The 26883-nt window shown below is 66.9% G+C and carries 21 protein-coding genes; 5 read left to right on the forward strand and 16 right to left on the reverse strand.

All coding sequences use genetic code 11. The features are described from left to right. Window positions 1-10 precede the first annotated feature (10 nt). The 4 genes from V5D55_RS19235 to V5D55_RS19250 form a co-directional block, all read right to left on the reverse strand. Window positions 11-670 carry a methionine ABC transporter permease gene (locus tag V5D55_RS19235; RefSeq protein WP_435746204.1) on the reverse strand — a complete coding sequence of 220 codons (660 nt, stop codon included), beginning with the start codon at window positions 668-670 and terminating at the stop codon, window positions 11-13. Next, entirely contained in the window at window positions 670-1719 is a 1050-nt protein-coding gene (locus tag V5D55_RS19240) for a methionine ABC transporter ATP-binding protein (RefSeq protein ID WP_435746206.1), read from the reverse strand. Before V5D55_RS19240 ends, V5D55_RS19235 begins: the two co-directional genes overlap by 1 nt. A 94-nt stretch (window positions 1720-1813) precedes the next feature. After that, window positions 1814-2725 (reverse strand): MetQ/NlpA family ABC transporter substrate-binding protein, encoded by a 912-nt coding sequence (locus tag V5D55_RS19245; RefSeq protein ID WP_435746208.1) that lies wholly within the window; start codon window positions 2723-2725, stop codon window positions 1814-1816. A gap of 103 nt (window positions 2726-2828) precedes the next feature. Further along, a complete protein-coding gene (locus V5D55_RS19250) occupies window positions 2829-4586 on the reverse strand; it encodes a Na+/H+ antiporter (protein ID WP_435746210.1) in 1758 nt (585 codons plus the stop codon). A 125-nt stretch (window positions 4587-4711) separates the two neighbouring features. Between V5D55_RS19250 and V5D55_RS19255 the strand changes: the two genes are divergently transcribed. Further along, window positions 4712-5737 carry an endonuclease/exonuclease/phosphatase family protein gene (locus tag V5D55_RS19255; protein WP_435746212.1) on the forward strand — a complete coding sequence of 342 codons (1026 nt, stop codon included), beginning with the start codon at window positions 4712-4714 and terminating at the stop codon, window positions 5735-5737. Between the two features lie 22 nt (window positions 5738-5759). Here the strand turns inward: V5D55_RS19255 and V5D55_RS19260 are convergent, their stop codons facing one another. Then, window positions 5760-7589: an ABC-F family ATP-binding cassette domain-containing protein gene (locus V5D55_RS19260; protein ID WP_435746214.1), complete on the reverse strand. Its 1830-nt coding sequence runs from the start codon at window positions 7587-7589 to the stop codon at window positions 5760-5762. Between the two features lie 56 nt (window positions 7590-7645). Here V5D55_RS19260 and V5D55_RS19265 point away from each other — a divergent pair, with 56 nt between their 5' ends. Both V5D55_RS19265 and V5D55_RS19270 read left to right on the forward strand, forming a co-directional pair. Continuing rightward, window positions 7646-8572: a spermidine synthase gene (locus V5D55_RS19265; RefSeq protein WP_435746216.1), complete on the forward strand. Its 927-nt coding sequence runs from the start codon at window positions 7646-7648 to the stop codon at window positions 8570-8572. 107 nt (window positions 8573-8679) lie between these two features. Next, a complete protein-coding gene (locus tag V5D55_RS19270; RefSeq protein ID WP_435746218.1) occupies window positions 8680-10035 on the forward strand; it encodes a DUF222 domain-containing protein in 1356 nt (451 codons plus the stop codon). A gap of 276 nt (window positions 10036-10311) precedes the next feature. On the opposite strand, the gene V5D55_RS19275 is transcribed toward V5D55_RS19270, so the two are convergent. The 8 genes from V5D55_RS19275 to rsmA form a co-directional block, all read right to left on the reverse strand. After that, complete coding sequence (locus V5D55_RS19275) at window positions 10312-11430, reverse strand: substrate-binding domain-containing protein (protein WP_435746220.1); 1119 nt, start codon at window positions 11428-11430, stop codon at window positions 10312-10314. A gap of 59 nt (window positions 11431-11489) precedes the next feature. Then, on the reverse strand, window positions 11490-12860 hold the full coding sequence (gene mmsB, locus V5D55_RS19280; RefSeq protein ID WP_435746222.1) for a multiple monosaccharide ABC transporter permease: 1371 nt from the start codon (window positions 12858-12860) through the stop codon (window positions 11490-11492). Beyond that, window positions 12857-14425 carry a multiple monosaccharide ABC transporter ATP-binding protein gene (gene mmsA / locus V5D55_RS19285; protein ID WP_435746224.1) on the reverse strand — a complete coding sequence of 523 codons (1569 nt, stop codon included), beginning with the start codon at window positions 14423-14425 and terminating at the stop codon, window positions 12857-12859. The genes mmsB and mmsA overlap by 4 nt, the downstream gene beginning before the upstream one ends. Before the next feature lie 110 nt (window positions 14426-14535). Continuing rightward, window positions 14536-15549, reverse strand: a complete 1014-nt coding sequence (locus V5D55_RS19290) for a LacI family DNA-binding transcriptional regulator (protein WP_435746226.1) — start codon at window positions 15547-15549, stop codon at window positions 14536-14538. Between the two features lie 93 nt (window positions 15550-15642). Beyond that, complete coding sequence (locus V5D55_RS19295) at window positions 15643-16068, reverse strand: hypothetical protein (protein WP_435746228.1); 426 nt, start codon at window positions 16066-16068, stop codon at window positions 15643-15645. Between the two features lie 99 nt (window positions 16069-16167). Beyond that, window positions 16168-17100, reverse strand: coding sequence for a 4-(cytidine 5'-diphospho)-2-C-methyl-D-erythritol kinase (locus tag V5D55_RS19300; RefSeq protein WP_435746230.1), 933 nt, complete (start codon window positions 17098-17100; stop codon window positions 16168-16170). Between the two features lie 7 nt (window positions 17101-17107). Beyond that, window positions 17108-18175 carry an L-glyceraldehyde 3-phosphate reductase gene (mgrA, locus tag V5D55_RS19305; RefSeq protein ID WP_435746232.1) on the reverse strand — a complete coding sequence of 356 codons (1068 nt, stop codon included), beginning with the start codon at window positions 18173-18175 and terminating at the stop codon, window positions 17108-17110. A 9-nt stretch (window positions 18176-18184) separates the two neighbouring features. Further along, window positions 18185-19054 carry a 16S rRNA (adenine(1518)-N(6)/adenine(1519)-N(6))-dimethyltransferase RsmA gene (rsmA, locus tag V5D55_RS19310; protein ID WP_435746234.1) on the reverse strand — a complete coding sequence of 290 codons (870 nt, stop codon included), beginning with the start codon at window positions 19052-19054 and terminating at the stop codon, window positions 18185-18187. 36 nt (window positions 19055-19090) lie between these two features. On the opposite strand from rsmA, the gene V5D55_RS19315 reads away from it, so the two are divergent. Continuing rightward, window positions 19091-20347, forward strand: a complete 1257-nt coding sequence (locus V5D55_RS19315) for an MFS transporter (RefSeq protein WP_435746236.1) — start codon at window positions 19091-19093, stop codon at window positions 20345-20347. A 51-nt stretch (window positions 20348-20398) separates the two neighbouring features. After that, entirely contained in the window at window positions 20399-22810 is a 2412-nt protein-coding gene (locus V5D55_RS19320) for a DUF4143 domain-containing protein (RefSeq protein WP_435746238.1), read from the forward strand. Here V5D55_RS19320 and V5D55_RS19325 read toward each other — a convergent pair. Genes V5D55_RS19325 through V5D55_RS19335 form a run of 3 tightly spaced genes read right to left on the reverse strand, consistent with a single transcriptional unit; the run spans window position 22789 to window position 26870 of the window. Then, complete coding sequence (locus V5D55_RS19325) at window positions 22789-23688, reverse strand: TatD family hydrolase (RefSeq protein WP_435746240.1); 900 nt, start codon at window positions 23686-23688, stop codon at window positions 22789-22791. The genes V5D55_RS19320 and V5D55_RS19325 overlap by 22 nt on opposite strands. Window positions 23689-23691: 3 nt before the next feature. Beyond that, the gene (metG, locus tag V5D55_RS19330; protein ID WP_435746242.1) at window positions 23692-25287 is read right to left on the reverse strand and encodes a methionine--tRNA ligase; all 1596 of its coding nucleotides are present in this window, start codon (window positions 25285-25287) and stop codon (window positions 23692-23694) included. A gap of 32 nt (window positions 25288-25319) precedes the next feature. Beyond that, on the reverse strand, window positions 25320-26870 hold the full coding sequence (locus tag V5D55_RS19335; protein WP_435746244.1) for a molybdopterin-dependent oxidoreductase: 1551 nt from the start codon (window positions 26868-26870) through the stop codon (window positions 25320-25322). Window positions 26871-26883 lie beyond the last annotated feature (13 nt).

Raw genomic sequence — 26883 nt, forward strand, 5'->3', positions numbered from 1 at the left:
CGCCCTCGGGTCAGCGCCGCATGATCTTGCGCGCGAGCGTCGTGCCGAGCAGCTGCACGAGGTGCACGAACACCACGATGAGGACGATCGCCGCCCACATCACCACAGGCTCGAACTGCCGGAAACCATAGATCTGCGCGAACGCGCCGAGACCGCCGCCGCCGGCGAGCCCCGCCATCGCCGTCATGTCGATCAGGGCGACGACGATGAAGGTGTATCCGAGGATGAGCGGCCCGAGCGACTCGGGGATCGCGACCGTGAACAGGATGCGCCAGGGCCCGGCACCCATCGACCGCGCCGCTTCGATGACTCCGGGCGAGACCGACACCAGGTGCTGCTCCACGATGCGGCCGATCGCGAACGCGGCGGCGATACCGATGATGAAGGCTCCGGCGGTGGTGCCGATGCCGATGCCGACGACCGCCCTCGCGAGCGGCTGTGCGACGACGAGGAAGATCACGAACGGGATCGGACGGAAGAAGTTGACCGCAAGGTTCGCGATCGTCGAGACGACGACGTTCTGCAGCAGACCGCCGCGTCGCGTCACGTAGAGGATGATGCCGATCACGAGTCCGAGCACACCGCCGAGCACGAGAGCGAACGACGACATGTAGAGGGTCTCGAGGGCGGCGGCCCAGAACTCGGGGGCCAGTTCGATCAGACGATCCATCAGCGGACCTCCTCTCCGACGATCTCGGTGACTTCGACGCGTTCGCCGATCGCGACGAGAGCCCGGTCGATCGCCGCACTCTCGCCGCGGATCGCGAGCGTGAGGTGTCCGAATGCGCGTCCGCGGATGTCGTTGATGCCGCCGTACACGAGCTCGAAATCGAGCCCGGCACCGGCGAGGTCGAGGAACACCTGCGCCTGCGAGGAGTCGCCGTCGCGGAACGAGAAGGTGACCAGACGGCCCTGATGGCGTTCGCTGAGCACCGCGACCTCGGCAGGCGACGGCACGCCCTTGACGACCGTGCCGACGAAGCGCTGCGATGCCGGATTCTGCGGCGCCGAGAACACGTCGAACACGTCACCCTGTTCGATGACTCGGCCACGTTCCATGACGGCGACCTTGGTGGCGATCGTCTGGATGACGTCCATCTCATGGGTGATGATGACGATGGTGACGCCCTGCTCCTCGTTGACGCGCTTGAGCAGGTCGAGCACCTCGTGCGTGGTCTGCGGGTCGAGCGCACTGGTCGCCTCGTCGGCGAGCAGGATCGCAGGGCCGGTGGCGAGAGCGCGGGCGATGCCGACGCGCTGCTTCTGCCCACCGGAGAGCTGCTCCGGGTAGGCCTTCGCCTTGTCAGAGAGCCCGACGAACGACAGCAGCTCCGTGACCCTGGCCTCGATGTCGGGCTTCTTCCACCCGGCGAGCTTGAGCGGGTAGGCGATGTTGGCCTTGACACTGCGCGAGGAGAAGAGGTTGAACTGCTGGAAGATCATGCCGATCCCCCCGCGCACCCGCCGCAGTTCGCTCTCCTTGAGGGAGGTGATGTCGACGCCGTCGACGAGGATGCTGCCCGCCGTCGCCGGCTCGAGGGCGTTGATCAGCCGCACGAGCGTGGACTTGCCCGCACCCGAGTACCCGATGATGCCGAAGACGTCGCCCTTCTCGATCTCGAGGGTCACGTCGTCGACCGCGACGACGTCGCCGTCTCCGTCTCCGCGGTTTCGCGAAGGATAGGCCTTCGACACGTTGGTCAGGCTCACGATCGACATGCGCTGCTCCGGTCTGGTTCTCGGGGAATGAGAATCGGGCGACGCACAGGGCGTCACCCGATTCTCTCGCAGGACGGGATGACTCCCGTCACGCTCACTTGTTCGCTTCGGTGTCCTTCTCGACCTTCGCGAGGGAGTCGACGAGGTCAGCGACCGGGGTCTGCAGAGGGACCGCGGTGTTGCCGGACGACTCGGCGAGCCCTGCCTGCACGTCCTTGTTGGTCTGGAAGATCTCGACCAGCTTCAGATATGTCTCGTTGTCGGCGTCCTCCGCGCGCGACGCGAAGACGTTCACGTACGGCAGCGCGTTGGGGTCTTCCGGGTCGTCCTGTGCGATCGCGTCCTCGAACGAGAGTCCGGCGTTCTTCACGAAGTCGTTGTTGATGACTGCGGCAGCGACGTCGGGCAGCGAAGTCGCCGTCAGCGCAGCCTCGAGCGCCGTGACCTTGACCTTCGACTTCTCGGTGTCGATGTCGGCGATGTCGGAGAAGATCGTGCCGCCGCTCTTGAGTTCGATGAGACCGGCGGACTGCAGCACCAGCAGAGCGCGCGCCTGGTTGGAGACGTCGTCGGGAACGGCGACGGTCTCGCCCTTCTTGATGTCGTCGACGTCGTCGTACTTGGTCGAGTACAGACCCAGCGGGTAGATCGCGGTCGAGCCGATCGGGGTGAGATCCGAACCGGAGGCCGTGTTGTACTGCGCGAGGTACACGATGTGCTGGAACTGGTTGAGGTCGATCTCGCCCTCGGTGAGCGCCGGGTTGGGCTGCTCGTAGGAGCCGAAGTCGACGAGCTCGACCGTGATGCCCTCTTCCGCCGCGGCCTCGACGAAGGGCTCCCACTGCTCGTCGCCCTTGCCGACGACGCCGATCTTGACGACCTCGTTCTCCGCGGACTCACCGCCGCCGGAGCCGGCGTTCGAGGCTGCGGTGGCGCAGCCGGCGAGCGCGACGAAGAGCGGGACCGCGGCGAGCGCGGCGATGACGGATGTGGTGCGACGTGACATGGGAAAGGGTTCCTCTCGTGGGGGGACTCGAATACGTTAGGCAGGCGCGCGGGCGCGCGCGGAATCGTCCGTCACACGACGTCACAGCGGGGAGGGATCCCGCTCAGTCGTACTCCTCGATGCCCTGCAGACGCACCTGCTCGAGGTCGAGCCGCGCCGAGATCCGACGCACGATCATGTCATCGACGGTGCCGGCGCCGCGCAGGCCCAGCAGCACCTCGCGCTTGCGGTCGAGCAGGGCGAGCTTGAGGCGCGTGTGCTCCTCGTGGCGGATCAGGGGCGACCGCTGCGCGAGGTCGACGTCAGCCGAGGTGGCGATGATCTGCAGCACCGTGCCGTCGGTGGCATCGTTCACGATCGGCGAAGCGCCCGGCGCTGTTCCTGTCGCGGCTTCCACTCCCCCGATGCCGAGCGGGTCGGGCTCGTCGAGCATGTTGTCGAGGGCTTCGGCCTCGGCGTCGACGAGGGCCTGCTCGCGCGCCAGAGTCCGCGCGTTCGCGAACTCGAGGTTCTGATAGCCCTCGGCGCGCACCCGGTCGCGCACCTCCTGACCCACACCGTGTTCCGCCGCGAGGTCGTCGAGCGCGGCGAGGGCGGCACCCGAGATGGCGCGCTCCGCGAGTTCGTACTCCTCGTCTTCGGCGTGGTCGACCGGGAATCGCGCCCACCGCACGATCATCGGGAGCAGCGGCGCCTGCACGAGGAGGCTGAGCATGATGACGCCGGCCGTGACGAAGACGATCTCGTCGCGACCGGACACCCCACCGCCCTCGCTGATGGATGCCGGCACCGAGAGGGCGATCGCGAGTGACACCGCACCGCGCATCCCGGCCACCGTCGACACCGCACGCGCGCGGGATCGGATCCCTCGGGGAAGGGGCGACGCCGGACGACCCTGGAAGGGCACGTTCAGCAGCTGGAACAGATAGCGCACCACCAGGAGCGTGCCCCACACCGCGAGGGTGATGAGCACGAGGCGCCCGATGGCCGCGGCGGAGATCTCGTGCACGACGTACTGCACCTCGAGGCCGATGAGCACGAACAGGGCGCCGTTGAGGAGGAAGACGCCGAACGGCCACGCGGCATCCGCCTGGCGCCGGGACGACGCGGTCGTCACACGGGGCGAGATGTAGGCGACGATGAGGCCGGCCACGACGACCGCGAGCACGCCGGACGCGTGCACGATCTCCGCGGCCAGGAACGCCGAGAACGGGATGAGGAGCAGCGCGACGTTGATGACGATCGTCGAGGCGGTGCGGCTGAGCAGCAGGTAACCGAGCGCGGCGACGGCCGTGCCGGCCGCGATGCCTCCGACGTACGAGACCAGCACATCCCAGGTGACCGAGAGCGGGGTGATCTGACCGCCGAGTGCGACCGACACCGCGATCGCGTACAGAACCAGGGCGGTGCCGTCATTCGTGAGGCTCTCGGCCTTCAGCTTCATGAAGGCGCGGCGCGGCAGAAGTCGCCCGAGCGCAGCGACGGCCGTGGCGTCCGGCGGAGCGACAGCCGCACCGAGGATCAGCGCGATCTCCCAGGGCATGCCGAACAGCACGGCGATGCCGGCCACAGCGAACGCCGATGCCACGACGAGCACCGTGCTCATCGGCAGGATGTAGCGGAAGTCGCGACGGATCGAGCGCAGCGACGTCGTCAGGCTCTCCCAGAACAGGATCACCGGCAGGAAGAGCAGCAGCACCGTCTCCGGCGGCAACTGCACCTCGCGCAGCTGCGGCACGAAGCCGAGCAGCAGACCGAAGATGACGAGGACGAGGGGTAGTGCGAGGCGCAAACGCGGTGCGATCAGGGTTCCGACAAGAATCGTGAGTCCGAGCAGGACAGTTACTTCGAGGCCTTCCATCACTACCTCCCAACGTCTGTGGGAGAAGGATATTCCTCATTGCCCGCTGAACGGTCAGGTTCTCTCGACCTTCGTCGGTGAGACTGGGCGGACGATCGCGCGGGAACGAGGGAGCACGGATGACGATGACGAGCACTGGCCACCCTGTCTCCCCCGGCCGTCGACGTCAGCGGCTCGGATTCGTGATCGCCCTGGTGCTCGGAGCGCCGGTCGCGCTGCTGCTGTCCTGGCCGCAGGCTCTCGGGTCTGAACGTCTTCCGGTGGTCGCGCAGCTGATCTCCTTCCGCGCGGGACTGGCGATCGCCCTGTTCGTCGGTGCCCTGCTCTTCGCGGTCATCGCCCGGGTCCGCCGAGGCTGGTCGATCTCCGCCGCGCTGGCCGTGCTGCTCGTCGCCGCATCACTCACGAACGTGGGAGTGCTGTTGGCGCGAGGAGGCGGCAGTGGCGATATGGCGAGCAGCGACGATGCGGAGGACCTGACGGTCCTCGTCTGGAACACACTGGGCGGCGCAGCATCCCCCGCGTCGATCGCCCGGCTCGTGATCGAGACGGATGCCGACATCGTGAGCCTCCCCGAGACGGACGAGACGGCGGTGACGGAGGTCGCCCGACTCGTGGCACTCGAAGGGAAGACGATGTCAGCCGACACCACCCGCGGCCCCGAGGGCGACTCCGACGTCCCCACCTCCCTGCTCATCTCCGCCGATCTGGGCGAGTACCGGCTCGATGAGACGGCAGGCTCCACGCCAGACCTTCCGAGCGGCGTCTGGGTGCCGGTCGACGGCACGGGGCCGCGGATCGTCGCTGCACATCCGTTGCCGCCGCTGCCTGGCATGTCCGACCAGTGGAGTGCGGGGCTCGATTGGATCGGCGCTCGTTGCACCGAGCCGGACGTCATCGTGGCGGGCGACCTGAACGCCACCGTCGATCACTTCGGTTCGGCGATCGACGGATGCCGGGATGCGGCATCCGTCTCCGGCGCTTCGTCGACCGGCACCTGGCCGGCGTCCGCTCCTGGGTGGCTCAGCGCGCCGATCGACCACGTCCTGGTCGGTGCCGCGTGGGAGGTTCGCGCGGCCTCGGTGATCACCGCCGCCGACGGCGTCGGCAGCGATCACCGCCCGATCGTCGCGGTGGTCGCGCGACGCTGACACCTCTGGCGTCGAGATCCGGTCAGCCGAGGTCTTCGGAGAGTTCGAACCAGCGCAGCTCGAGCTCCTCGATCTCGGCCTGCCGCTCGCCGATCGCCTTCATCTCGTCGGCGATGCCGGCGTAGTCGGACTGATCGTGCTCGGCGAGGGCTGTCTTCGCCTTGTCGATCTGCTGCGTGAGCTTCTCGATGCGGCGCTCGAGCGACGAGATCTCCTTCTGCGCGGTGCGCAAGGCGGCACCCTCGAGCCCGGCCGCCTTCTTCGCCGTGTTCGTCGCCGTCTGCGATGCGCGCGGCGCAGCATCCTGCAGGTGCCGCAACCGCAGATACTCGTCGACGCCCCCGGGAAGGTGCCGCAACTTGCCATCGAGGATCGCGTACTGCTGGTCGGTGACCCGCTCCAGGAAGTACCGGTCGTGGCTGACCACGAGGAGCGTGCCCGACCACGAGTCGAGGAGGTCCTCGATCGCGGCGAGCATGTCGGTGTCGAGATCGTTGGTGGGCTCGTCGAGGATCAGCACGTTCGGCTGATCGAGCAGCACGAGCAACAGCTGCAAACGGCGCTGCTGGCCACCGGAGAGGTCCTTCACCGGCGTGGAGAGCTGAGCGGAGTCGAATCCGAGTCGCTCGAGGAGTTGGCCGGGAGTGAGGTCCTGCGCCTTGGAGCCGGCGCCGAGCGTGTACGAGGTGCGCAGCCGCGAGATGACCACGCGGACCGGTTCATGGCGAACGTCCTCCAGCTCATCGAGGCGCTGGGTGAGCGTCTTGACGACCACCGTCTTACCGCGCTTGACCCGGCCGACGGTGGGTTCGACGGTTCCGGCGATGAGACCGAGGAGCGTGGACTTTCCCGCACCGTTCACGCCGAGGATGCCGGTACGCTCCCCCGGCGCGATACGCCATTCGACGTCTCGCAGGACAACCCTGTCCTGGGTCCCTGAGCTCGACGAAGGGTCGGCCCGCGGGTAGGTCACGCCCACGTCGAGCAGGTCGACGACGTCTTTACCGAGCCGCGAGACGGCGAGCGACTGCAGCGACACCTTGTCGCGGATCTCGGGCACGTCGGCGATGAGCTCGTTCGCCGCGTCGATGCGGAACTTCGGCTTCGCCGTGCGGGCCGGCGCGCCACGACGGAGCCACGCGAGCTCCTTGCGGGCGAGGTTCTGGCGCTTCGCCTCGATCGTCGCGTTCATCCGGTCGCGCTCGACGCGCTGCAGGATGTACGCGGCGTAGCCGCCCTCGAAGGGCTCGACGATGCGGTCGTGCACCTCCCAGGTCTCGGTGCAGATCTCGTCGAGGAACCAGCGATCGTGGGTCACGACCAGCAGGGCGCCGGAGTTGTTGCTCCACCGCTTCTTGAGGTGCCCCGCGAGCCAGGTGATCGCCTCGACGTCGAGATGGTTGGTGGGCTCGTCCAGAGCGATGACATCCCAGTCACCGGCGAGAAGCTTCGCGAGGGAGACCCGACGGCGCTGACCACCGCTGAGCGAGCCGATCTCGGCATCCCACGGCAGATCCCGCAGGAGGCCCTCGATGACGTCACGCACGCGGGAATCGCCCGCCCACTCGTACTCCGGGGTGTCGCCGACCACGGCCTCACTGATCGTGACGTCGTCTGCGAGCGTGTCCGCCTGGTCGAGGACGCCGATGCGGGTGCCGCCACGCACGGTGACGCGGCCCGCGTTCGGCTCCTTGGTTCCCGCCAGCATGCCGAGAAGGCTGGACTTGCCGTCGCCGTTGCGCCCGACGATGCCGATGCGGTCGCCCTCCTCGATTCCCACGGTCACGGAGTCGAAGACGACCCTGGTCGGATATTCGAGATGAAGGGACTCTGCCCCGAGAAGATGTGCCATGTCCTCTCAAGGGTACTCGCGTCTCCGACCGGCCTCGCCCGATCTAAGATCGACGGGTGCCAAGGAATCGCCGGGTGTTCTCGCTCTCGCTCGACAATCACAAGGCGAAGCTGGTGCAGTCGAGAAGACGACCCGATCACTACGAGCTCAGCGTCGATGGGATTCCGCAGTCCGTCGTCTCGATGACCGAGCCCACCGCACTCGAATACGCCTACATCCAGCACATCGCCAGAGCGATCGATGCCGCGGCCGACCCCGGCGAGCCGTTGTTCACCGTGCACCTGGGGGCCGGAGCACTCACGCTGGCACGCTACGTCGAGGCCACCCGTGCCGGGTCGCCTCAACTCGTGGTCGAGTTCGAGCCCGCTCTCTATGCAGCAGTGATCGCCGCGCTGCCTCTTCCCGAGGGCGCCGACGTGCGAGTCATCTTCGGCGATGCGCGAGCGGTCGCTGACGCGGAGTTCCCCGTCGAGGGACGATCGTCGGTGCCGTCCTCCCCTTCCGCCCCGCTCGGCGCCGCAGCGACGGGCGCGACCGCGGTCGACACGGATTGGGTGGAGGCGCGCTTCACCGTCGTCGATCTCTGGGATGCCGGCGTCATCCGACACCGTGTGGCCAGCCAGGAGTTCTACCGCCGGGTCGCCGCACGGTCCGCACCCGACGGTGTCGTGGCGGTCAACCTGCTCGACGGGCATCCGTTCGAGTATTCGCGGCGACAGGCCGCGACCCTGAGCACGGTGTTCGAGCACGTCGCCGTCGTTCTCGAGGCAGAACCGACCGACGATGAAGGACCGCTCAGCAACGTCGTCATCTTCGCGAGCGATGAGCCGCTGGAGATCGTGAGGACCCCCGATCTTCTCGGCACGCCGCGACCGCACATGCTCCACGGCGATCGGCTGAGGTCTTGGATCGCTGAGGCGCGCATCATGACCGACGCCGACGGCACGGACTCCCCCGACCCCGACGACCCGATCTGGGATTAGCGCAGCGCGTCGTGTATCAGGCCGTATCGGCGCGCGGTCGGCATCTCCTCGCGATTCGCGTAGCGAACATATCTTCGAATGTCAGTGCTCGATGATGTACTGAAGACATGGAAGCGATGGTCGATGCGACGGACACGCAGATGGCGATGCTCGCCGATCTGGTCGCTTCGCTGGAGGCCGCAGAAGCGACGCTGAGCAGCATGCAGGCGGCTCGCGACGGGCTCTTGGCGCTCGCGGGTCGACTGGCCGTCGACATCGCCAAGCAGGGCGATCATCCTGACCGCGGCGACATGACGATCCGCACCGTGGCGGCCGAGATCGGCGCCGTTCAGCGCGTGAGCGACCGCACAGTCGAGCGGCGCATGGCTGACGCCTCCTGGCTGGTCGATCGCTTGCCCACCGTCTGGGAGGCTCAGGGCGCCGGCCGCATCAACGCGGGGCATTCACGGGTCATCGTCGACGCCGGTGCGCACATCGACGACGCGGTCGATCGAGAGGCCTATGCCGCCGAAGCACTGGCTGTCGCCGAGAACGAGTCTCCGAACCGGCTGCGTCGAATCGCGCGGCGGATCGCCGAGCGCTTTCAGGAGCGTGATGTGACCGATCGGCACCGCGATGCTCGCAAGAGGCGACGCGTCTGGGTGAAGGATCTCGACGACGGCATGGCTGAGCTGGGGATGTACGGGCCTGCGGCGCTCGTGCACGGCATGTTCGATCGACTGTCTCAGATGGCGCATGCGATCAAGAGCGAGAACCAAGCGGCAGCGAAAGACAGCACCGCAACCCGCGACGACCGCACGATCGATGAACTGCGCGCAGATCTGCTCGCTGACCTCGTGCTCACGGGTACCCCATCCGCGCACGACACCGTCGACGGGCTGCTCAGCGCGATCCATGCCCGGGTCGAGGTGACCGTGCCCGCAACGTCGCTGAGAGGTAGCGACGAGGACACGTCATCGACCGATCGCGGGTCCCCTCCAGCCGAACTCGACGGTTCGATCCCCATCGATATCGACACGGCGCGATTCTTCGCCGGAACCGCATCCGGATGGGATCGGGTCTTCACCCACCCGACGACGGGAGCGATGCTCTCGGTCGACCGGTACCGGCCCAGCGAGCATCTCCGACGCCATCTCCGATCGAGAGACCAGCGATGCCGCTTCCCGACCTGCGGACTCGCGGCGAGAAAGTGCGACCTCGACCACAATCGCGCTGCCGCGACAGGTGGCGAGACAACCCACTCGAACCTCGCCGCGTTCTGCCGAAGACACCACATGCTGAAGCACCACTCGCCCTGGCATGTGGAGCAGCGCTCGGGTGGTGTGCTCGAGTGGACCAGCCCCACGGGGCGCACCTACATCGACCGGCCACCGGCCCAGAACACGGTCACCTTCGTGGATGCGGATGTCTGGTTTGATGCGAACGCGGGAGGGGCAGCATCGATGAGTTCCGCGCCTTTCTGAGCCGACCGGTGTCGCGGAGGCCAAACCGGGAGCCGTGATGTTGCCGCTGCGGACAAGACCGCGGTCGAGCGCCTCGGGCAGACTGCCGACATGGACACCGCCGCCCTCGAACAGCTCGTCGCACGCCATGCCGGTCCGGATGTCTCACGCGCGGCCGAGACGGCGTCCTGAGCGCCGGCATCCCGGCCGCGCCGCCCGGCACACAGACGAGCCGCCCGGACCGAGCCTCGCGAAGAGGATCGGCCGGACGGCTCGTGTGATCTCGCTGTGTGCTGCTTACTTGTAGGAGTTCACGATCTCGAGGAGGCTCGGGACGTTGGCGTACGCCTCAGCCGCGTTCTCCTTCGTGACGATGACCGGAGGCAGCAGGAACGACGGCACGACCTTCACGCCGTTGTCGTACTGCTCGGTGTCGTTCACGTCGACCTTCTCGCCCTTCTGGAGCTGGCCGACCATCTTGATGGACTGCTCGACGAGGAGCGCGGTGTCCTTGTTGATGGTGGAGTACTGCACGCCCTCCATGATCGACTTGACCGACTCGACCTCGGAGTCCTGACCGGTGACGACCGGAACCGTCTTGCCTGCACCCTGCACCGAGGTGATGATGGCGCGAGCCAGGGTGTCGTTCGGCGACAGGACGCCGTCCAGGGCCTCGGAGCTGTAGGTCGAGGTGAGGATCGAGTCCATACGACGCTGAGCGTTCTCAGCCTTCCAGCCCTCGGTCGCCGTCTGGGCGATCTCGGTCTGGCCGGAGACGACCTTCAGCGTGCCGTCGTCGATCTTCGGCTTGAGGACCTCCATGGCCCCGTTGAAGAAGACAGCCGAGTTGGCGTCGTCAGGAGAGCCGGAGAACAGCTCGATGTTGTACGGAGCCGCGTGACCCGCACGGGCCTCGAGACCGTCGAGGAGAGCCTGGCCCTGGAGCTTGCCGACCTCGAAGTTGTCGAAGGCGACGTAGTAGTCCACGGCGTCGGTGTTCTCGATGAGACGGTCGTACGCGATGACGGCGACACCGGCGTCGCGGGCTGCCTCGACCTGCGTCGCGAGCTGCTTGCCGTCCTTCGCACCGATGATGATGACCTTCGCGCCACCGGTGACCATCGCCTGGATCTGGTTCTGCTGCTCGGCGACCGTGTTGCTGGCCGGAGCGTACTGGACGTCGGCCTTGAAGCCGGCCTTCTCGAGCCCGTCGGTGAACAGCTGGCCCGCGAGGACCCAGTTCTCCGAGGTCTTGTCCGGAAGTGCGACACCGATCGTGGCGCCGGCGTCGAAGCCCTTCGCGGTCTCCTCGCCGTCACCGCCTGCCGGAGTTCCGCCGCGCTCTCCCGAGCAACCGGTGAGGGCGAATGCGCCCACGACGACAAGCGCTGTCGCCGACAGAAGAATCTTCTTCATGTGATCTCTTTCTCTGGTGTGTGAAGGTCTCGTCGCGCGTGCGGCGCGCGATCCGACCCCTACTTTCCGCGCGTCTCGTCGACGGCGGGGGCTTCGTACTTCTGCTGGGTGGGATAGTTCTGGTTCGGCTGGAACGTCTCGAGCGCCGGGTCTTCCTTGCGACCGAAACGACGGGTCATGAAGCCGATGATCGACGGGCGGCCCTGCTGCTTGTTCCAGACGTCCACGCCGACGGCACCGAGGAGCACGAGGCCCTTGACCATCGACACGACGTCGGCGCCGGCGCCGAGCAGCGCGAGTCCGTTGTTCAGGAAGGCCATGACGAGGCCACCGATGATCGACCCGATCACGGTTCCGATACCGCCCGAGACGGCGGCGCCACCGATGAAGACCGAGGCGATCGCGTCGAGTTCCCAGCCGTTGCCGTCCTGCGGACCGGATGCCGTCGCACGGGCGACGTAGATCATGCCGGCGAGCGATGCGAGGACCGACATGTTCATCATGACGAAGAAGTCGACCCAGCGGTCCTTCACACCCGACAGGCGGGCTGCCTGACGGTTGCCGCCGACCGCATAGATGTGGCGGCCGAACACGGTGTTGCTGGTGATGAACGTGTAGAGGATCACGAGCAGCAGCAGGATCACGCCGGAGATCGGGAAGCTGGTGCCCTCACGACCGGTGGCGAACATCCAGCCGGCGACGAGGATGACGACCGAGATCAGGACGACCTTGGTGATACTCACCCACACGGGCGCGGTCTCGGAGCCCATCTTGTGCTGCGCGCGGCGAGTGCGAATCTCCGAGATCACGATGACGGCGACGCCGATCAGCGCGAGGACCATCGTGAGCACGTTGAACGGGACCGGGATGAACCCGAGTTCGGGAAGATATCCCGCGCCGATCACCTTGAAGCCCTGCGGTACCGGGATGGACTGCGAGTCACCCACCCACTGGTTGGCGCCGCGGAAGAGGAGCATGCCGGCCAGCGTCACGATGAACGCCGGCACCCCGACATAGGCGACCCAGAACCCCTGCCAGGCGCCGACCAGCACACCGACGCCGAGGCCGAGCAGGATCGCGAGCGGCCAAGGGAGGTTCCAGTCGGCCATCGCCTTCGCGACGATGATGCCGGTGAACGCCGCGACCGAGCCGACCGACAGGTCGATGTGGCCCATGATGATGACCATCACCATGCCGATCGCGAGGATCAGGATGTAGGAGTACTGGTTGACGACGTTGATCAGGTTGCCCGACGACAGCGTCAGACCCTGCCCCTTGATGATCCAGGTCAGCACCTGGAACACGACGAGGATGACGACGAGGCTTCCCAGGATGCCGAACTGTCGGAGCGTCGACTGTCCGCCTCCGAACATCTTCGTGATGTCCTTGAAGTGGAATCCGCTCTTGGCGGGGGTGGATTCGGTGGTCATGCGGATGCTTTCTGGGTCGCGGAGGTCATGCTGCGCATGAGGGCCTCGGGTGTCGCCTGATCGGCCGGGATGCAGTCGGTGACCCGACCTTCGAACACGGTGTAGATGCGGTCCGAGATTCCGAGGAGCTCGGGAAGCTCGCTCGAGATGACGATGACGCCCTTCCCCTGAGCCGCGAGCTGGTTGATGATCGCGTAGATCTCGTACTTCGCCCCGACGTCGATGCCGCGGGTGGGCTCATCGAGGATCAGCAGGTCAGGGTCGGTGAACATCCACTTCGCCAGGACGACCTTCTGCTGGTTGCCGCCGGAGAGCTTTCCGACGCCCTCCTCGACCGAGGGGGTCTTGATCCGCAGCGCCTTGCGGTACTCCTCGGCGACGGCGAACTCGGCGCGCGCGTCGACGACGCCCCGGGTGGCGATCTTGGAGAGCTTGGCGGCGACCACCGAGCGCTTGATGGTGTCGAGGAGGTTGAGGCCCAGGACCTTCCGGTCCTCGCTCACGTACGCGAGACCGTGCTTGATCGCGGAGGCGACGTCGGGAAGCGCGATCTCCTGGCCGTCCTTGATCATGGTGCCGGAGAGGAACGTGCCGTACGAGCGTCCGAAGATGCTCATCGCGAACTCCGTGCGTCCCGCACCCATGAGCCCGGCGATGCCGACGACCTCGCCCCGGCGGACGTTGAGGTTGGAGCCCTTGACGACCATGCGCTCGGAGACCGTGGGATGCTGCACCCACCAGTCCTTGACCTCGAAGAAGACCTCGCCGATGTCGGGCTCGCGGTCGGGGTACCGGCTCTCGAGCGAGCGGCCGACCATCCCGCGGATGATGCGGTCCTCGTTGATCTCGCCACGCGAGATGTCGAGGGTCTCGACGGTGCGGCCGTCGCGGATGATCGTGATCTCATCGGCGATCTGCTCGATCTCGTTGAGCTTGTGGCTGATGATGATCGACGCGATGCCCTTGGCCTTCAAGCCGAGGATGAGGTCGAGCAGATGCTGCGAGTCGTTCTCGTTGAGTGCCGCGGTGGGCTCGTCGAGGATCAGGAGCTTGACGTCCTTGTTGAGCGCCTTCGCGATCTCGATGAGCTGCTGCTTGCCGACGCCGAGGGTCTTGATCTGCACGTCGGGGTCTTCGCTCAGCCCGACCCGCGCGAGCAGTTCGATGGCCCGCTGCTTCTGCGCCTGCCAGTCGATGCGGCCGAAGCGGCGGATCTCGTTGCCGAGGAAGATGTTCTCGGTGACCGAGAGCTCGGGGATCAGCGCGAGCTCCTGGTGGATGATCACGATGCCGGCCTGCTCGCTCGCGGCGATGTCCTTGAAGCGCTGCTCCTGGCCGTAGAGGCGGATCTCACCCTCGTAGGTCCCGTAGGGGTACACCCCGGACAAAACCTTCATCAGGGTCGACTTGCCGGCGCCGTTCTCACCGCAGATCGCGTGGATCTCGCCGGCGCGGACGGTGATGGAGACATCGGCGAGCGCCTTGACCCCCGGGAACTCCTTGGTGATGCTCTGCATCTCCAGGATGGGGCCTGACACGGTCGGCAACGTTGCTGTGGTGCTCACGAATCTTTCCTTGCGGACGTGCGGTCACCTTCGATGTGACCGTTCACATTGGATTACATCGTCCTCGCACGACCGGACGTCTGTCAAGTCCGCGTCCGGATTTCGTGTCGCTACCGTGATGCAGCGGACTCGCGCGCACGCAGGAGCGTCTTGAGCGGACCGAACTCCGGCACCTGCTCCCCGCGGATCTGCGCGAGCAGGATGCGCACGGCCCGGCGCCCGAGTTCGGGGAAGTCCTGGTGGACGGTGCTGAGGGTCGGAGCGACGTGGGCCGCGACGGGGATGTCGTCGAAGCCGATGACGCTGACGTCGTGCGGCACGCGGATGCCGGCATCGCGGAAGCCGTGCATGAGGCCGATCGCCATCAGATCGTTCGCGGCGAACACCGCAGTGAAGTCGCGGCGGCGCGACAGCTCCTGCCCGGCGAAGTATCCGAAGTCCGCCGTCCAGTCCCCTCGGATCGGGGGGAACGTCGGCAGATCGGCTTCGCGAAGCCCGTCGAGGTACCCCCGCATCCGGGATTCCGCCTCGATCCAGTCCTGCGGGCCGGCCAGGTGCAGGATGTCGACGTGCCCGAGGGAGATGAGATGCTCTGTCGCTGCCCGAGCTCCCGCCACCTGGTCGGCGGAGAGACTGACGCCATCGGACCCCGAGGCCGTCTGCAGGTTGACGAAGGGCATGTCCAACGACATGCCGCGCAGCACGTGGAACACCCGCACCTGCGGGGCCAGCACGACGATGCCGTCGACCTGCTCGCGCGCGAGCTGACGGACAGCGCCGCCGATCGCCTCCGGTGTGGTGTCGGCGAGGTTGAGCGTCGAGACCGAGTAGCCCTCCTCGCGGGCAGCATCTTCGATGCTCGCGATGGAAGACGCCGGACCGAACTCCCCGATCGTGGCGGAGAGGATCCCCAGCATGTTCGACTTGCTGGTGACGAGCGCTCTCGCCGCGAGGTTGGGACGGTAGTCGAGCACGGAGATCGCGTCGAGGACCTTGGCCTTCGTCTCCGGACGGATGCTGGCGTGATCGTTCAGCACCCGCGAGACGGTCTGATGGGATACCCCCGCAAGTCGCGCGACATCGCGGATACTCGGCAGGCGGGCACGCTCGGAGGCGCTGGACATCGCAGGCCTCCTCGCATGTGCACGGTCACATCAACACTTCATTATGGCTGTCGAAGGCCGTGCGTGCATCCGCGATGTCGAAAGAGACTCCGTTCAGGCGCGAGGAGCGAGACCGGCGTAGAGCAGTTCACCGCTCTGCGGGTCGGTCAGCACGAGGACCTGTTCCCCCACCCGGGGGATCTCGAGACGCGAGATGAGCGCCGGGATCGCCACGGCCTGTTGGCCGACCTGCAGGGTGAGCACGACGCGGGGGTTGTCGTTGATGGTCTGAGCGGTGTCCTGCAGCCCGAGCACCGTGGCCGGCTGCGTCGGCACGCCGGCCGCCCGCAGGGCCGCGACATGTTCGGCCTGGTGGACGGACGAGGTCGCCTGCTGCATCGCCTCGGTGAATTCGCTCCCCAGGAACGCCTTGGTCATCTTGCCCATGAATCCGCGCCCCGCGGCGATGTCGTCGGCCATCTGGAGCCCTTCCTCCTGGCGCTCCTGCTGCGTCTTGCGGGTGATTTTGAACAGTCCCATGATCACTCCTTCTCTCCGAGGTTCGTGCTGCCAGATTAGGCAGAAGCAGCGACTACCGATCACAGATAACGGTGAACACCGGATGAAACGTGCGCCGCGTCAGCCCATGATCCGCGCGCCGACGACCGGTCCATGCACGTGCAGCGGGTCGAGGCCCGCCTCCCGCAACGAGGTCTGCACGTCCTGGGCGGTCTCGGGATCGGAGCACAGGAGGGCGATCGTGGGTCCTGACCCGGAGACGATCCCCTGCAGCGCACCGGCGTCGATGCCCTGCCGGATCACGTCCTCGAGGTCGGGACGTTCGTAGATGGCCGCGGCCTGCAGGTCGTTCTCCAGGCCCTCGGCGAGCTGTGCCGGATCGCCGGCGCGCAGCGCCTGGAGCACGGGTATCGGCACGTCGAGCGACATCGGCGGATCGTCGGCGAGCGCCCCCTGCTCCTCGCGGAGGAGGTCCAGCCGCTCGTAGACGACCGGGGTGGAAAGCCCTTGATCGCTCGTCACCAGGATCCAATCGAACCGGCCGCGGGCGAGTGCCGGATTGAGCTGATCTCCCCGCCCGGTACCGACGGCTGTGCCGCCATGCAGCGCGAACGGCACGTCGGCTCCGAGCCGCGCGGCCAGGTCGTGCAGGCGGGCCTGGGAGAGCCCGGTGCCCCAGAGCGCGTCGCATGCGACCAGTGCCGCAGCAGCATCCGCCGAGCCGCCGCCCATGCCGCCCGCGACCGGCACGTTCTTGCGGATCTCGAGCGCGACGCCACCCGGGTACTCGGTGGCCGCGGCGAGGAGCTTGGCCGCCCGCATCGCCAGATTGCGATCGTCGAGCGGTACCGACTCGATGTCGTCGACGCCGGAGACCGTGAGCGAGAAGCCGTCGTCGTGGCGCGCGATCACGTCCTCGTAGAGCGACACCGCCTGGAAGACCGTCGCGAGCGCGTGGTAGCCGTCGTCGTGACGACCGCCGACACCGAGGTAGACGTTGATCTTCCCCGGCGCACGCACGTGCACGGATCCGGCGGTCGAGGCGAGGCTCATGATCGGATCACAGCTCCGACGATGTCGCCCAGAGGTTCACGTCGATGGCACCGGCGAGATCGTCGATGCGGGCGAGCTCCTCCGCGGTGAACTCAGGACCGTTCACCGCCGCGATGTTCTCGTCGAGCTGCTCCGGGCGCGAGGCCCCGATCAGGGCGGAGACCACCACGGGGTTGCGCAGCGTCCACTGCAGAGCGAGCTGCGCGAGCGACTGGCCGCGCGCCTGCGCGACGTCGTTCAGCGAACGCAGCGTCTGGACGGCCTCGTCGCTCAAGCGGCCCTCCGGCAGCGAACCGCGCTGCTGCGCGCGCTCGGCCGTGCCGTCGCCGAGGTACTTGTCGGTGAGGAGTCCCTGCGCGAGCGGGGTGAACGCGATGGCGCCGAGCCCCGACTTCTCGAGGGTCTCGGTCAGACCGTCCTCCACCCAGCGGTTGAGGATCGAGTACGCAGGCTGATGGATGACGAGAGGCGTGCCGAGCTCCTTCGCCACGGCGACCGCCTCGGCGGTGCGCTCGGCGCTGTACGACGAGATGCCGACGTACAGCGCCTTGCCCTGACGGACGAGGGTGTCGAGTGCGGCGACGGTCTCGGCGACCGGCGTCACCGGGTCGGCACGGTGCGAGTAGAAGATGTCGACGTGATCGAGGCCCATGCGCGTGAGCGACTGCTCGGCACTGGCGAGGATGTACTTGCGGCTCGCGAAGTCGCCGTACGGCCCCGGCCACATGTCCCAGCCAGCCTTCGAGGAGATGATCAGCTCATCGCGGTACGGGCGGAAGTCTTCGGCGAAGATGCGGCCGAAGTTCTTCTCGGCCGAGCCGTACGGCGGGCCGTAGTTGTTGGCCAGGTCGAAGTGCGTGATGCCGTTGTCGAACGCGTGACGCAGCAGCGCGCGCTGGTTGTCGAGCGGGATGTTGTCGCCGAAGTTCCACCACAGACCGAGCGAGATCGGCGGCAGGTAGAGGCCGGAGGAACCGACCTGCCGGTAGGAGAACCGCTGGTAGCGACCCTCGTCGGCCGCGTACGGGCGGTGCAGTTCGGGAACATCGGGGCGAAAGCGCGGAGACTCGGTCACCGTGCCAGATTAGTCCCTGATCCCGGCCCCGCTCATCGACTCCGCGTGCTGTGCGATGCGCTGATAGTCGTCGACCGTCAGGTCTTCTCCCCGTGCGGTCGGCGCGACTCCGGCGGCGATCAGCACCTCGGATGCCGCGGCGGAACTGCCGAAGAGACCGGAGAGCGCCTGCCGGAGCATCTTCCGGCGCTGGTTGAATGCGGCATCCACGATCTGGAAGGTGCGCCGACGCTCTTCCTCGCTCCCGCGCTCGCCCTCCGACCGATCGAAGCCGACGAGCAGACTGTCGACGTTCGGCACCGGCCAGAACACCTGACGCGACACCGTGCCGGAGAGCTTCCACTCGCCGTACCAGGCCGCTTTGACGCTGGGAGTGCCATAGATCTTCGAGCCGGGTTTCGCGGCCAGCCGCTCGGCGACCTCGGACTGCACCATCACCACGCCTCGCTGCAGATAGCTGAAGCTCTCAAGGAAGTGCAGGAGCACCGGCACCGAGACGTTGTAGGGAAGGTTGGCGACGAGCACGGTGGGCTCGCCGGGCAGTTCGGTGATGCGGAGCGCGTCGGCGTCGACGACCGTGAGCATGTCGGGATCCACGCCGTGCTCGGCCGCCGTCTGGGCGAGCCGGGCCGCGAGGCGGTGATCGATCTCGACGGCGGTCACCGCGGCGCCGGTCTCGAGGATCGCCAGCGTCAGCGAGCCGAGGCCCGGCCCCACCTCGACGACGCGCTCCCCCGGCTGCACGCGCGCGGCCTGCACGATCTTGCGGACGGTGTTCGCATCGACGACGAAGTTCTGTCCGAGCTTCTTCGTCGGGGTCACGTCGAGCTCGGCGGCAAGGCGGCGGATCTCGGTGGCGCCGAGCAGCGTGATGGTCATCCCTCCATTGTCCCTCACCCTCAGTAGTCTTTCGGGATGCCCTCCCTCGGTGAACTCGTCGCGCCCCGCCGCATGGGCCGCGATTTCCGGTGGCTGCTCGCGTCGTCGTGGACGAGCAACGTCGGCGACGGCGTCGCTCTGGCCGCCGCCCCGTTGCTGATCGCATCGATGACCTCGTCGCCGATCCTGGTCGCGGCCGGCGCGATCCTGCAGTTCCTGCCCTGGTTGCTCTTCGGTCTGCACGCGGGGGCGATCGCCGACCGCTTCGATCGTCGTCGCCTGGTGATGTTCGCCAACGGCGCCCGGGCCGTCGTCCTCGCCGGTCTCTGCGTGTTCCTCCTCACCGGAACCGCGAACATCTGGATCGTGCTCGCCGTCGCCTTCCTCTACGGGACGGCCGAGGTGTTCGTCGACACCGCGGGCAGCACCCTGCTGCCGATGCTCGTGAAGCCGGCCGATCTGGGGCTCGGGAACGCTCGACTGCAGGCGGGATACCTGGTCGCGAACCAGTTCGCGGGTCCTCCGCTGGGCGCCTTCCTGTTCGCGGCCGGTTCGGCGTGGCCTTTCCTCGTCGAGGTAGTCTGCGTCGCGCTCGCGGTCGTGCTGATCTCGCGCATGGCCAAGACTCCCGTTCCTCCGCGCCCTTCGGCGGGCTCAGGTGCCCAGGAGACCGAGCATCCACCGGTTCACACCGACATCGCGGAGGGGCTCCGCTGGCTATGGCGCAACCCTCCGGTACGCATGCTGGTGCTGATCATCCTGGTGTTCAACGTGACGTGGGCTGCCCCCTGGGGCGTCCTCGTGCTGTACGCCACCGAGCACCTGCAGATGGGCGCCGTCGGCTACGGCGCGCTCACGACGGCGTCGGCGGCCGGGGGCATCCTCGCGACGCTGAGCTTCGGCTGGCTGGAGCGGCACGTGTCGTTCGCGACGCTCATGCGCGTGGTGCTGTCACTCGAGGTGCTCATGCACCTCTCGTTCGCCCTCACCACGACGGGCTGGGTGGCGCTGGTCATCATGTTCTTCTTCGGGGCGTACGCGTTCGTCTGGGGAACGATCTCGACCACCGTGCGGCAGCGCCTGGTACCCGCAGAGCTGCAGGGCCGGGTCGCGTCGGTGAATATGGTGGGCGTGTTCGGCGGCATGGTGATCGGTCAGGCGCTCGGTGGCGTGATCGCCGAGGTCTGGGGACTCACCGCGCCCTGGTGGTTCGCCTTCGTGGGGGCGGCCCTCACCCTGCTGCTCGTCTGGAAGCCGATCTCGCAGATCGTCAGCGCGAAGCCGGTGGAATAAAAGTACATCTGATGCTGTAAAAAACATACATTTCGTGTTACTGTCGGCCGCATGGTTTCCTTCGTGCCCCGATTGATCGGTCAGCGCCTGCTGCGCTCCCCCGAGGCGCCGGTCTTGATCCTCGAGGGCGCGCGCGCAGTGGGTAAGTCGACCATGATGCGCGAACAGCTGCAGAACGCTCGAGGGTACGACTATGTATCGTTTGCGGACGAGCCCACGCTTCAACGTGCCCAAAGCGATCTGTCCGGGTGGCTTCGACGATTCCCTCGGCCGACGATCATCGATGAAGCGCAGCTGGTGCCGAAGTTGCCCCTCGCCTTGAAAGAACACACCGATGCTCTCTCCACGACGAATCAGTTCATTCTCACGGGTTCCGCGACGATCGGGCGAACTGGCCTCGGCGGTGCCGACCCACTGACGCGACGTGCTCAGCGGATGACAATGCATCCGTTGACGAGATGGGAGCTCGAGGGGAACACCGGATCAGTCGTGGATCTCCTCTTCGATGGCCGGCCGCGAATCGGCTCGTTTCCGCAGCGCAGTGATGCCGACCTTCTCGATCAGTTCCGAGTCGGCGGCTTCCCTCTCTACCTCTTCCCGCGCACTCTGCTCACGCGTGGCGGCATCCGGGACCGCCTTGCGTCCGACCTGACGATGATCCTTTCCGACGAGGTCATGCCGGATCTGGGATTCAACGTCATGAAAGCACGAGCTGTATTGGATGCTCTTCTGCGTCGCCCCGGTGGAATTCTGAATGCGACCGATCTGGGGCGTCAGCTCGATCTCGACAAGCGCACGATTGAACGCCACGTAGACGCTTTCAGCAGGCTGTTCCTCATCCAGTGGCTACCAAACCTCGCAACCGAGGGCAGGAAACAGAGCTTCGCTCGAGCGAAGATCCACGCGTCCGATACGGCATTCGCGGTTGACGCAACCGAACGCGCCGGGATCGACATCCTCGACCAGCGCGAGTATTTCGGCCAGCTGTTGGAGAGCCACGTAGTCGGAGAAATCCTCGCGCACTCGCAGTGGGCCACTACCCGGACCCTGGCGCACTACTGGCGAAAAGCGAGTTCAACGAACCCCGAGGTCGATCTGGTCCTCACCGATGATCTCGGTAGACAAGTCGCGATCGAGGTAAAGGCTGCGAGGTCGGTCTCAGTGTCAGACCTAACAGGCATCCGGGCTTTCCGTGCTGCGCGCGGACTACACCGCGGGTTCGTCTTCTATCGAGGCGACGACATCATCGCCCTCGAGGACAACATCTGGGCGGTTCCAATCTCAACGCTAGAGGCCGCCAGCAGCTTCGATGCAGCTCCCGACATCAAAATGATCACTGATCGCGAGGAACCCATCATCGTCAATAGCCCCGCTGTCGTCGAGTCTCGCGCAGACTTCGATGCCTCCATTTTCATCAGCTATGTTCATGCTGATGATGAGGCTCAAAAGGGACGGATCACGAAGTTCGCCCGGGACCTCGCGGCAACCTACTCCTTCCTGTACGGACGGGACCTCCAGGTCTTCATCGATCGTGACGACATCCAATGGGGTCAGGACTGGCGCGCTCGCCTCGGGCATGAGATCGCCGCAACGGCCTTCATGTTGGCCAACGTCACTCCTCGCTACCTTCGCAGTGCCGCCTGCCGTCAGGAGATTCTCGACTTTGCCACCGCAGCGCGCGCGGTGGGCGAACCAAGTCTTCTTCTCCCCTTGATATGGGTGGATATCGATGGAACCGATGTGGTGCCGAAGGATGACCCCGTCCGTCAACGAATCCTGGCGTCCCAGTACGTAGACGTCACTGCGATTCGCGGTGTCGAGCCCGACAGCCTTGAGTATGAACAGTTTGTCGAGAGAGTCGCCGCCCGCCTGCGGAGCACGCTCGTCGCACGGGCGTCCTCGACGCACGATGATGCGCCGGGCGAGGACGCACCGGACCTTTTCGACCTCGTCGCCGCCATGAACAATCACCGCGAGATGCTGGATAGTGCGGTCGCCGATTTCGCCGGAGCGTTCGACGAGATCGGCTCGGCTCTCCGCGCTGAGGCCCTTCCGCAGATCGCTGATACTCACGCCGCCTCCGCAGCATTCGCGCGAATCGGCGGCCGATTGGAGGGCCCGAGCGCGAAGCTCATTAGCGCTACTGAGTCCCTAGGGACAGCCTGGGGACTCATCGACGGCGATATTTCGGAGTTTGTGAAATTCTCGTCATCGATGCCATCGGACGTCCGCAACGAGATCGGTGAGTCGCTCGTAGGACTCTCTCGGGCCCTTGAACAACCTGGCCTGGAGCAGATGGACACAGTGGTAACGATGATGAGTGGTATTTCGCGTCAATTGCGACCCACGGGTCGCGCCCTCGGGGGCGCGCTGCAGTTGGTGCGCGGTATCAGTGACTCCGCCCGGGCATGGCGCGCCGCGCTTCTTCCCGGCGCTGATGATCAGTCGTCGAAGGAGCCGTAGACGCGGAGAGTGTTGGCCGCGAGCTGCGCCGAGAGCTCGTCGACGTCGAGCCCCAGCTCGCCGGCCATGAAGCGTACGGTGATCGGCACCAGGTAGGGGGCGTTCGGCCGCCCGCGCAGCGGCACCGGGGTCAGGAACGGCGCATCGGTCTCGACGAGGATGCGGTCCAGCGGCGTGACCTTCAAGGCATCGCGGAGGTTCTGGGCGTTCTTGAACGTCACGTTGCCGGCGAACGAGAGGTGATAGCCCGCATCCGCGCAGATCCGCGCCATCGCGTCGTCGCCCGAGAAGCAGTGGAACACGGTCCGCTCGGGCGCGCCGACTCGGTCGAGCGTCTCCAGCACCGCGACATGCGCGTCGCGGTCGTGGATCTGCATCGCGATGCCGTGCTTCTTCGCCAGCGCGATGTGCGCCTCGAACGACTCGTGCTGCGGTCCCTGGCGCTCGGGCTCGGTGCGGAAGAAGTCGAGTCCCGTCTCGCCGATCGCCCGCGTGCGCGGGTGGGCAGCGAGCTCGTCGATCACGGCGATCGCCTCATCGAGGCGCCCCGCCTCCGCGTAGGTCGGTGCATCGTTCGGATGGATGGCGACGGCCGCCAGCACGCGCGAATCGGATGCTGCCGCCTCGACCGCCCACCGCGACGACTCGATGTCACCGGACGCCTGCACGACACCGGCGATGCCCACGGCCTCCGCCCGGTCGAGCTGCTCGGTCAAACTCAATCCCCCGGCGCCTGAGCCTGACGAGGGGTCGCCGTCCACGATCTCGAGGTGCGCGTGGTTGTCGTACACCGGTACGGCGAGCGGCTCGGGGGCCGCCGGATACTTCAGATCCTTGCGGCCGTCACCGGACCGCTCGCGCACGTAGGTGTCGGCCATGGTTCAGGCCGTGGACTCCACCCGCGGGAACAGCGGCGCGAGCGCATCGACGCTCGTACCGGGGCGCAGCACGCCCCAGTTCCCGGCCTCGCGGATCGGCTGGTCCAGCAGGAGACCCAACGTCTCGGACGCCCCGAGCGCGCTCCACAGCTTCTCGGTCGACTGCGGCATCACCGGGGAGAGCAGCACCGCGAGCGCGCGGAGTCCCTCGGCGCAGGTGTACAGCACCGTGCCCAGTCGCGCGCGCTGCGCCTCGTCGCGAGCAAGTGCCCACGGCTCGTTCTCCGTGATGTAGCCGTTCAGGGCATCGACGATCGTCCAGATCGACGAGATCGCCTCGTCGATGCGGAACTGCGCGATGGCAGCATCCGCCTTCGACGCTGCATCCGCGACGATCTTCTGGATCGCGAGGTCCTGCTCGGTGTACTCGTCCGCCGACGGCACGACCCCGCCGAAGTACTTCTCGACCATCGCGATCGTGCGAGAGGCGAGGTTGCCGAAGCCGTTCGCGAGCTCGGACTGGTACCGGGCCGACAGGTCCTCCCACGAGAACGAGCCGTCCTGACCGAAGGCGATCGCCGACAGGAAGTAGTAGCGGTACGCGTCGGAGCCGAAGACATCGGTGATCTCGGTCGGCGCGATGCCGGTGAGCTTCGACTTCGACATCTTCTCGCCGCCGACCAGCAGCCAGCCGTGGGCGAACACGCCCTTCGGAACCTCGAGTCCCGCCGCCATCAGCAACGCGGGCCAGATCACCGCATGGAACCGCAGGATGTCCTTGCCGACCACGTGGTACGCGGGCCAGCGGCGCGCGAACTCGGTCCCTGCGCTGGACGAAGGGTCGTCGGAGCCGTAGCCGACGGCCGTGGCGTAGTTCAGCAGCGCGTCGACCCACACGTAGATGACGTGCGACTCGTCCCACGGCAGCGGGATGCCCCAGTCGAACGTGGAGCGCGAGATCGACAGGTCCTTCAGACCCTGCGAGACGAACGAGACGACCTCGTTGCGCGCCGAATCGGGGCGCACGAAGTCGGGCTGCGTCCGGTACAGGTCGAGCAGGCGGTCCTGGAACTCGCTGAGCTTGAAGAAGTAATTCTTCTCCTGCAGCAGTTCGAGCGGCTTGGAGTGGATCGCGCAGACCTTCAGCCCCTCGAAGGGTCCGGTGCCGTCGACGATCTCGGACTCGGGCTTGAACTCCTCGCAGCCCACGCAGTAGAGCGCCTCGTACTCGCCGGCGTAGATGTACCCGCGGTCGTAGAGGCGCTGGAAGAACGTCTGCACGTTCGTCTCGTGGCGCTCCTGCGTGGTGCGGATGAAGTCGTCGTTGGCGACGTCGAGCGTCTCCAGCAGCGGGAACCATGCCTCGCTGACGAGCTTGTCGACCCATTCCTGCGGCGTCACGTTGTTGGCCGCAGCGGCCCGCAGCATCTTCTGACCGTGCTCGTCCGTGCCGGTCAGCATCCAGGTGTCGTCCCCCGCCTGGCGGTGCCAGCGCGCGAGGGTGTCGACCGCCACCGTCGTGTACCCGTGGCCGATGTGAGGCACGTCGGAGGGGTAGTAGATGGGCGTGGTGATGTAGAACGATTCGCCTGCGGGCATGGGGTCAATTCTAGGTGCCGCGGAGCCGGTGGTTACGCGCCCACCGAGACCTCGACGCGGTGCCAGCCCTGCGCGCCGTCGGGCGCCGGGGCGGCCCGATCGGCCGTCTGCGTCTCCCCGTCCGCGCTGAGCGCGCGGCATTCGATCGTGTGCTGACCGCTCTCCGCCGTCCACGGGAGGCTCCACTGCACCCAGGTGTCGTCCGAGATCGTCTCCGCCAGGTCGGCGCGCTGCCAGGTGCCGCCGTCGATGCGCACCTCGACGGCGTCGATGCCGACGTGCTGTTGCCACGCCATGCCGGCGATCATCGTCTCGCCTGGATCGACGGTTCGCCCTCCGCGGGGCACGTCTATGCGCGACTGCAGCTTGATCGGGCCGTGATCCGACCACCCGCGCGTCGTCCAGTATGCGGTGACCTTGTCGAAGCGGGTGACCTCGAGCTGCGTGACCCACTTCGTCGCCGAGACATAGCCGTAGAGTCCCGGCACCACCATGCGCACCGGGAAGCCGTGCTCGACCGGCAGCACCTCGCCGTTCATGCCGATCGCGAGCAGGGCGTCGCGGTCGTCGGTGAGGGCTTCCAGCGGGGTGGATGCCGTGAAGCCGTCGGCCGAGGTCGACAACACCATGTCGGCGTCGGCTTTGACCCCGGCGCGTGCCAGCAGGTCGCGCAGGGGATGCCCGAGCCAACGCGCGTTGCCGATCAAGGATCCGCCGACCTCGTTCGAGACGCAGGCGAGCGTGACGTCCGCCTCCGTCATCGGTAAACCGAGCAGCTCGTCCCAGCTGATCACGACCTCGCGATCGACCATGCCATGGATGCGCAGTGACCAGTCGGCCGGGTCGATCCGAGGCACGACCAGCGCGGTGTCGATGCGGTAGAAGTCGGCGTTCGGCGTGACGACGGGCGCGAGCCCGGGGATGCTCAGCTCGGCAGCGGCCGGAACAGGCGGCGCCTTGGTGGCGGCAGATGGCAGCTTGAGCGCCTTGCGCACCGTCTCGAGCGACTGCGTGGCACCGCGCGCGACGCTCCCGATCAACAGCGTGACGACGCCTCCGGCGGCGATACCCCCGGTCCACAGCAGGAATCTGCGGCGATCGTCGCCGTCGGGCGCGAACCCCGCGATGGGTCGGAGCTTGCGGATCAGGAAGCGCAGCACGATCATCGCGACGAGCCCCGCCACGATGCCGGGGACGAACGCGAACGGCCCCGATCCTGGGCGGATCATCGCGGCGACGACGGCGAGGGCACCGAGAGCGCCCAGGATCACCGCGCCCACTCCGGAGCGCAGCAGCTCGAGGATGCCGGCGACCGCGGCCACCACCGCGAGCACGATCGCGATGCCGATGAGCAGAGCCACCTTGTCGCCGGTGCCGAACAGCGCGATGGCGGTGTCCTTCGCCCAGCTCGGCGCCAGGTCGATGAGCCCGCTCCCGATCACGGCGAACGGGCTCGCGGCAGGCTCGATCACGGCGGCGACGAGTTCCGCCAGGCCGACGCCCGCGAACGCCGCGCTCAGGCCGGCGAGCGCCGGCCTGAGCCGTTCTCGCTGCTGAACGCGGGCGTCCGAGGTCATGGTCATGCCCCGAGCGTAA

The organism is Microbacterium sp. PMB16 (assembly GCF_051294855.1).
Taxonomy (GTDB): domain Bacteria; phylum Actinomycetota; class Actinomycetes; order Actinomycetales; family Microbacteriaceae; genus Microbacterium.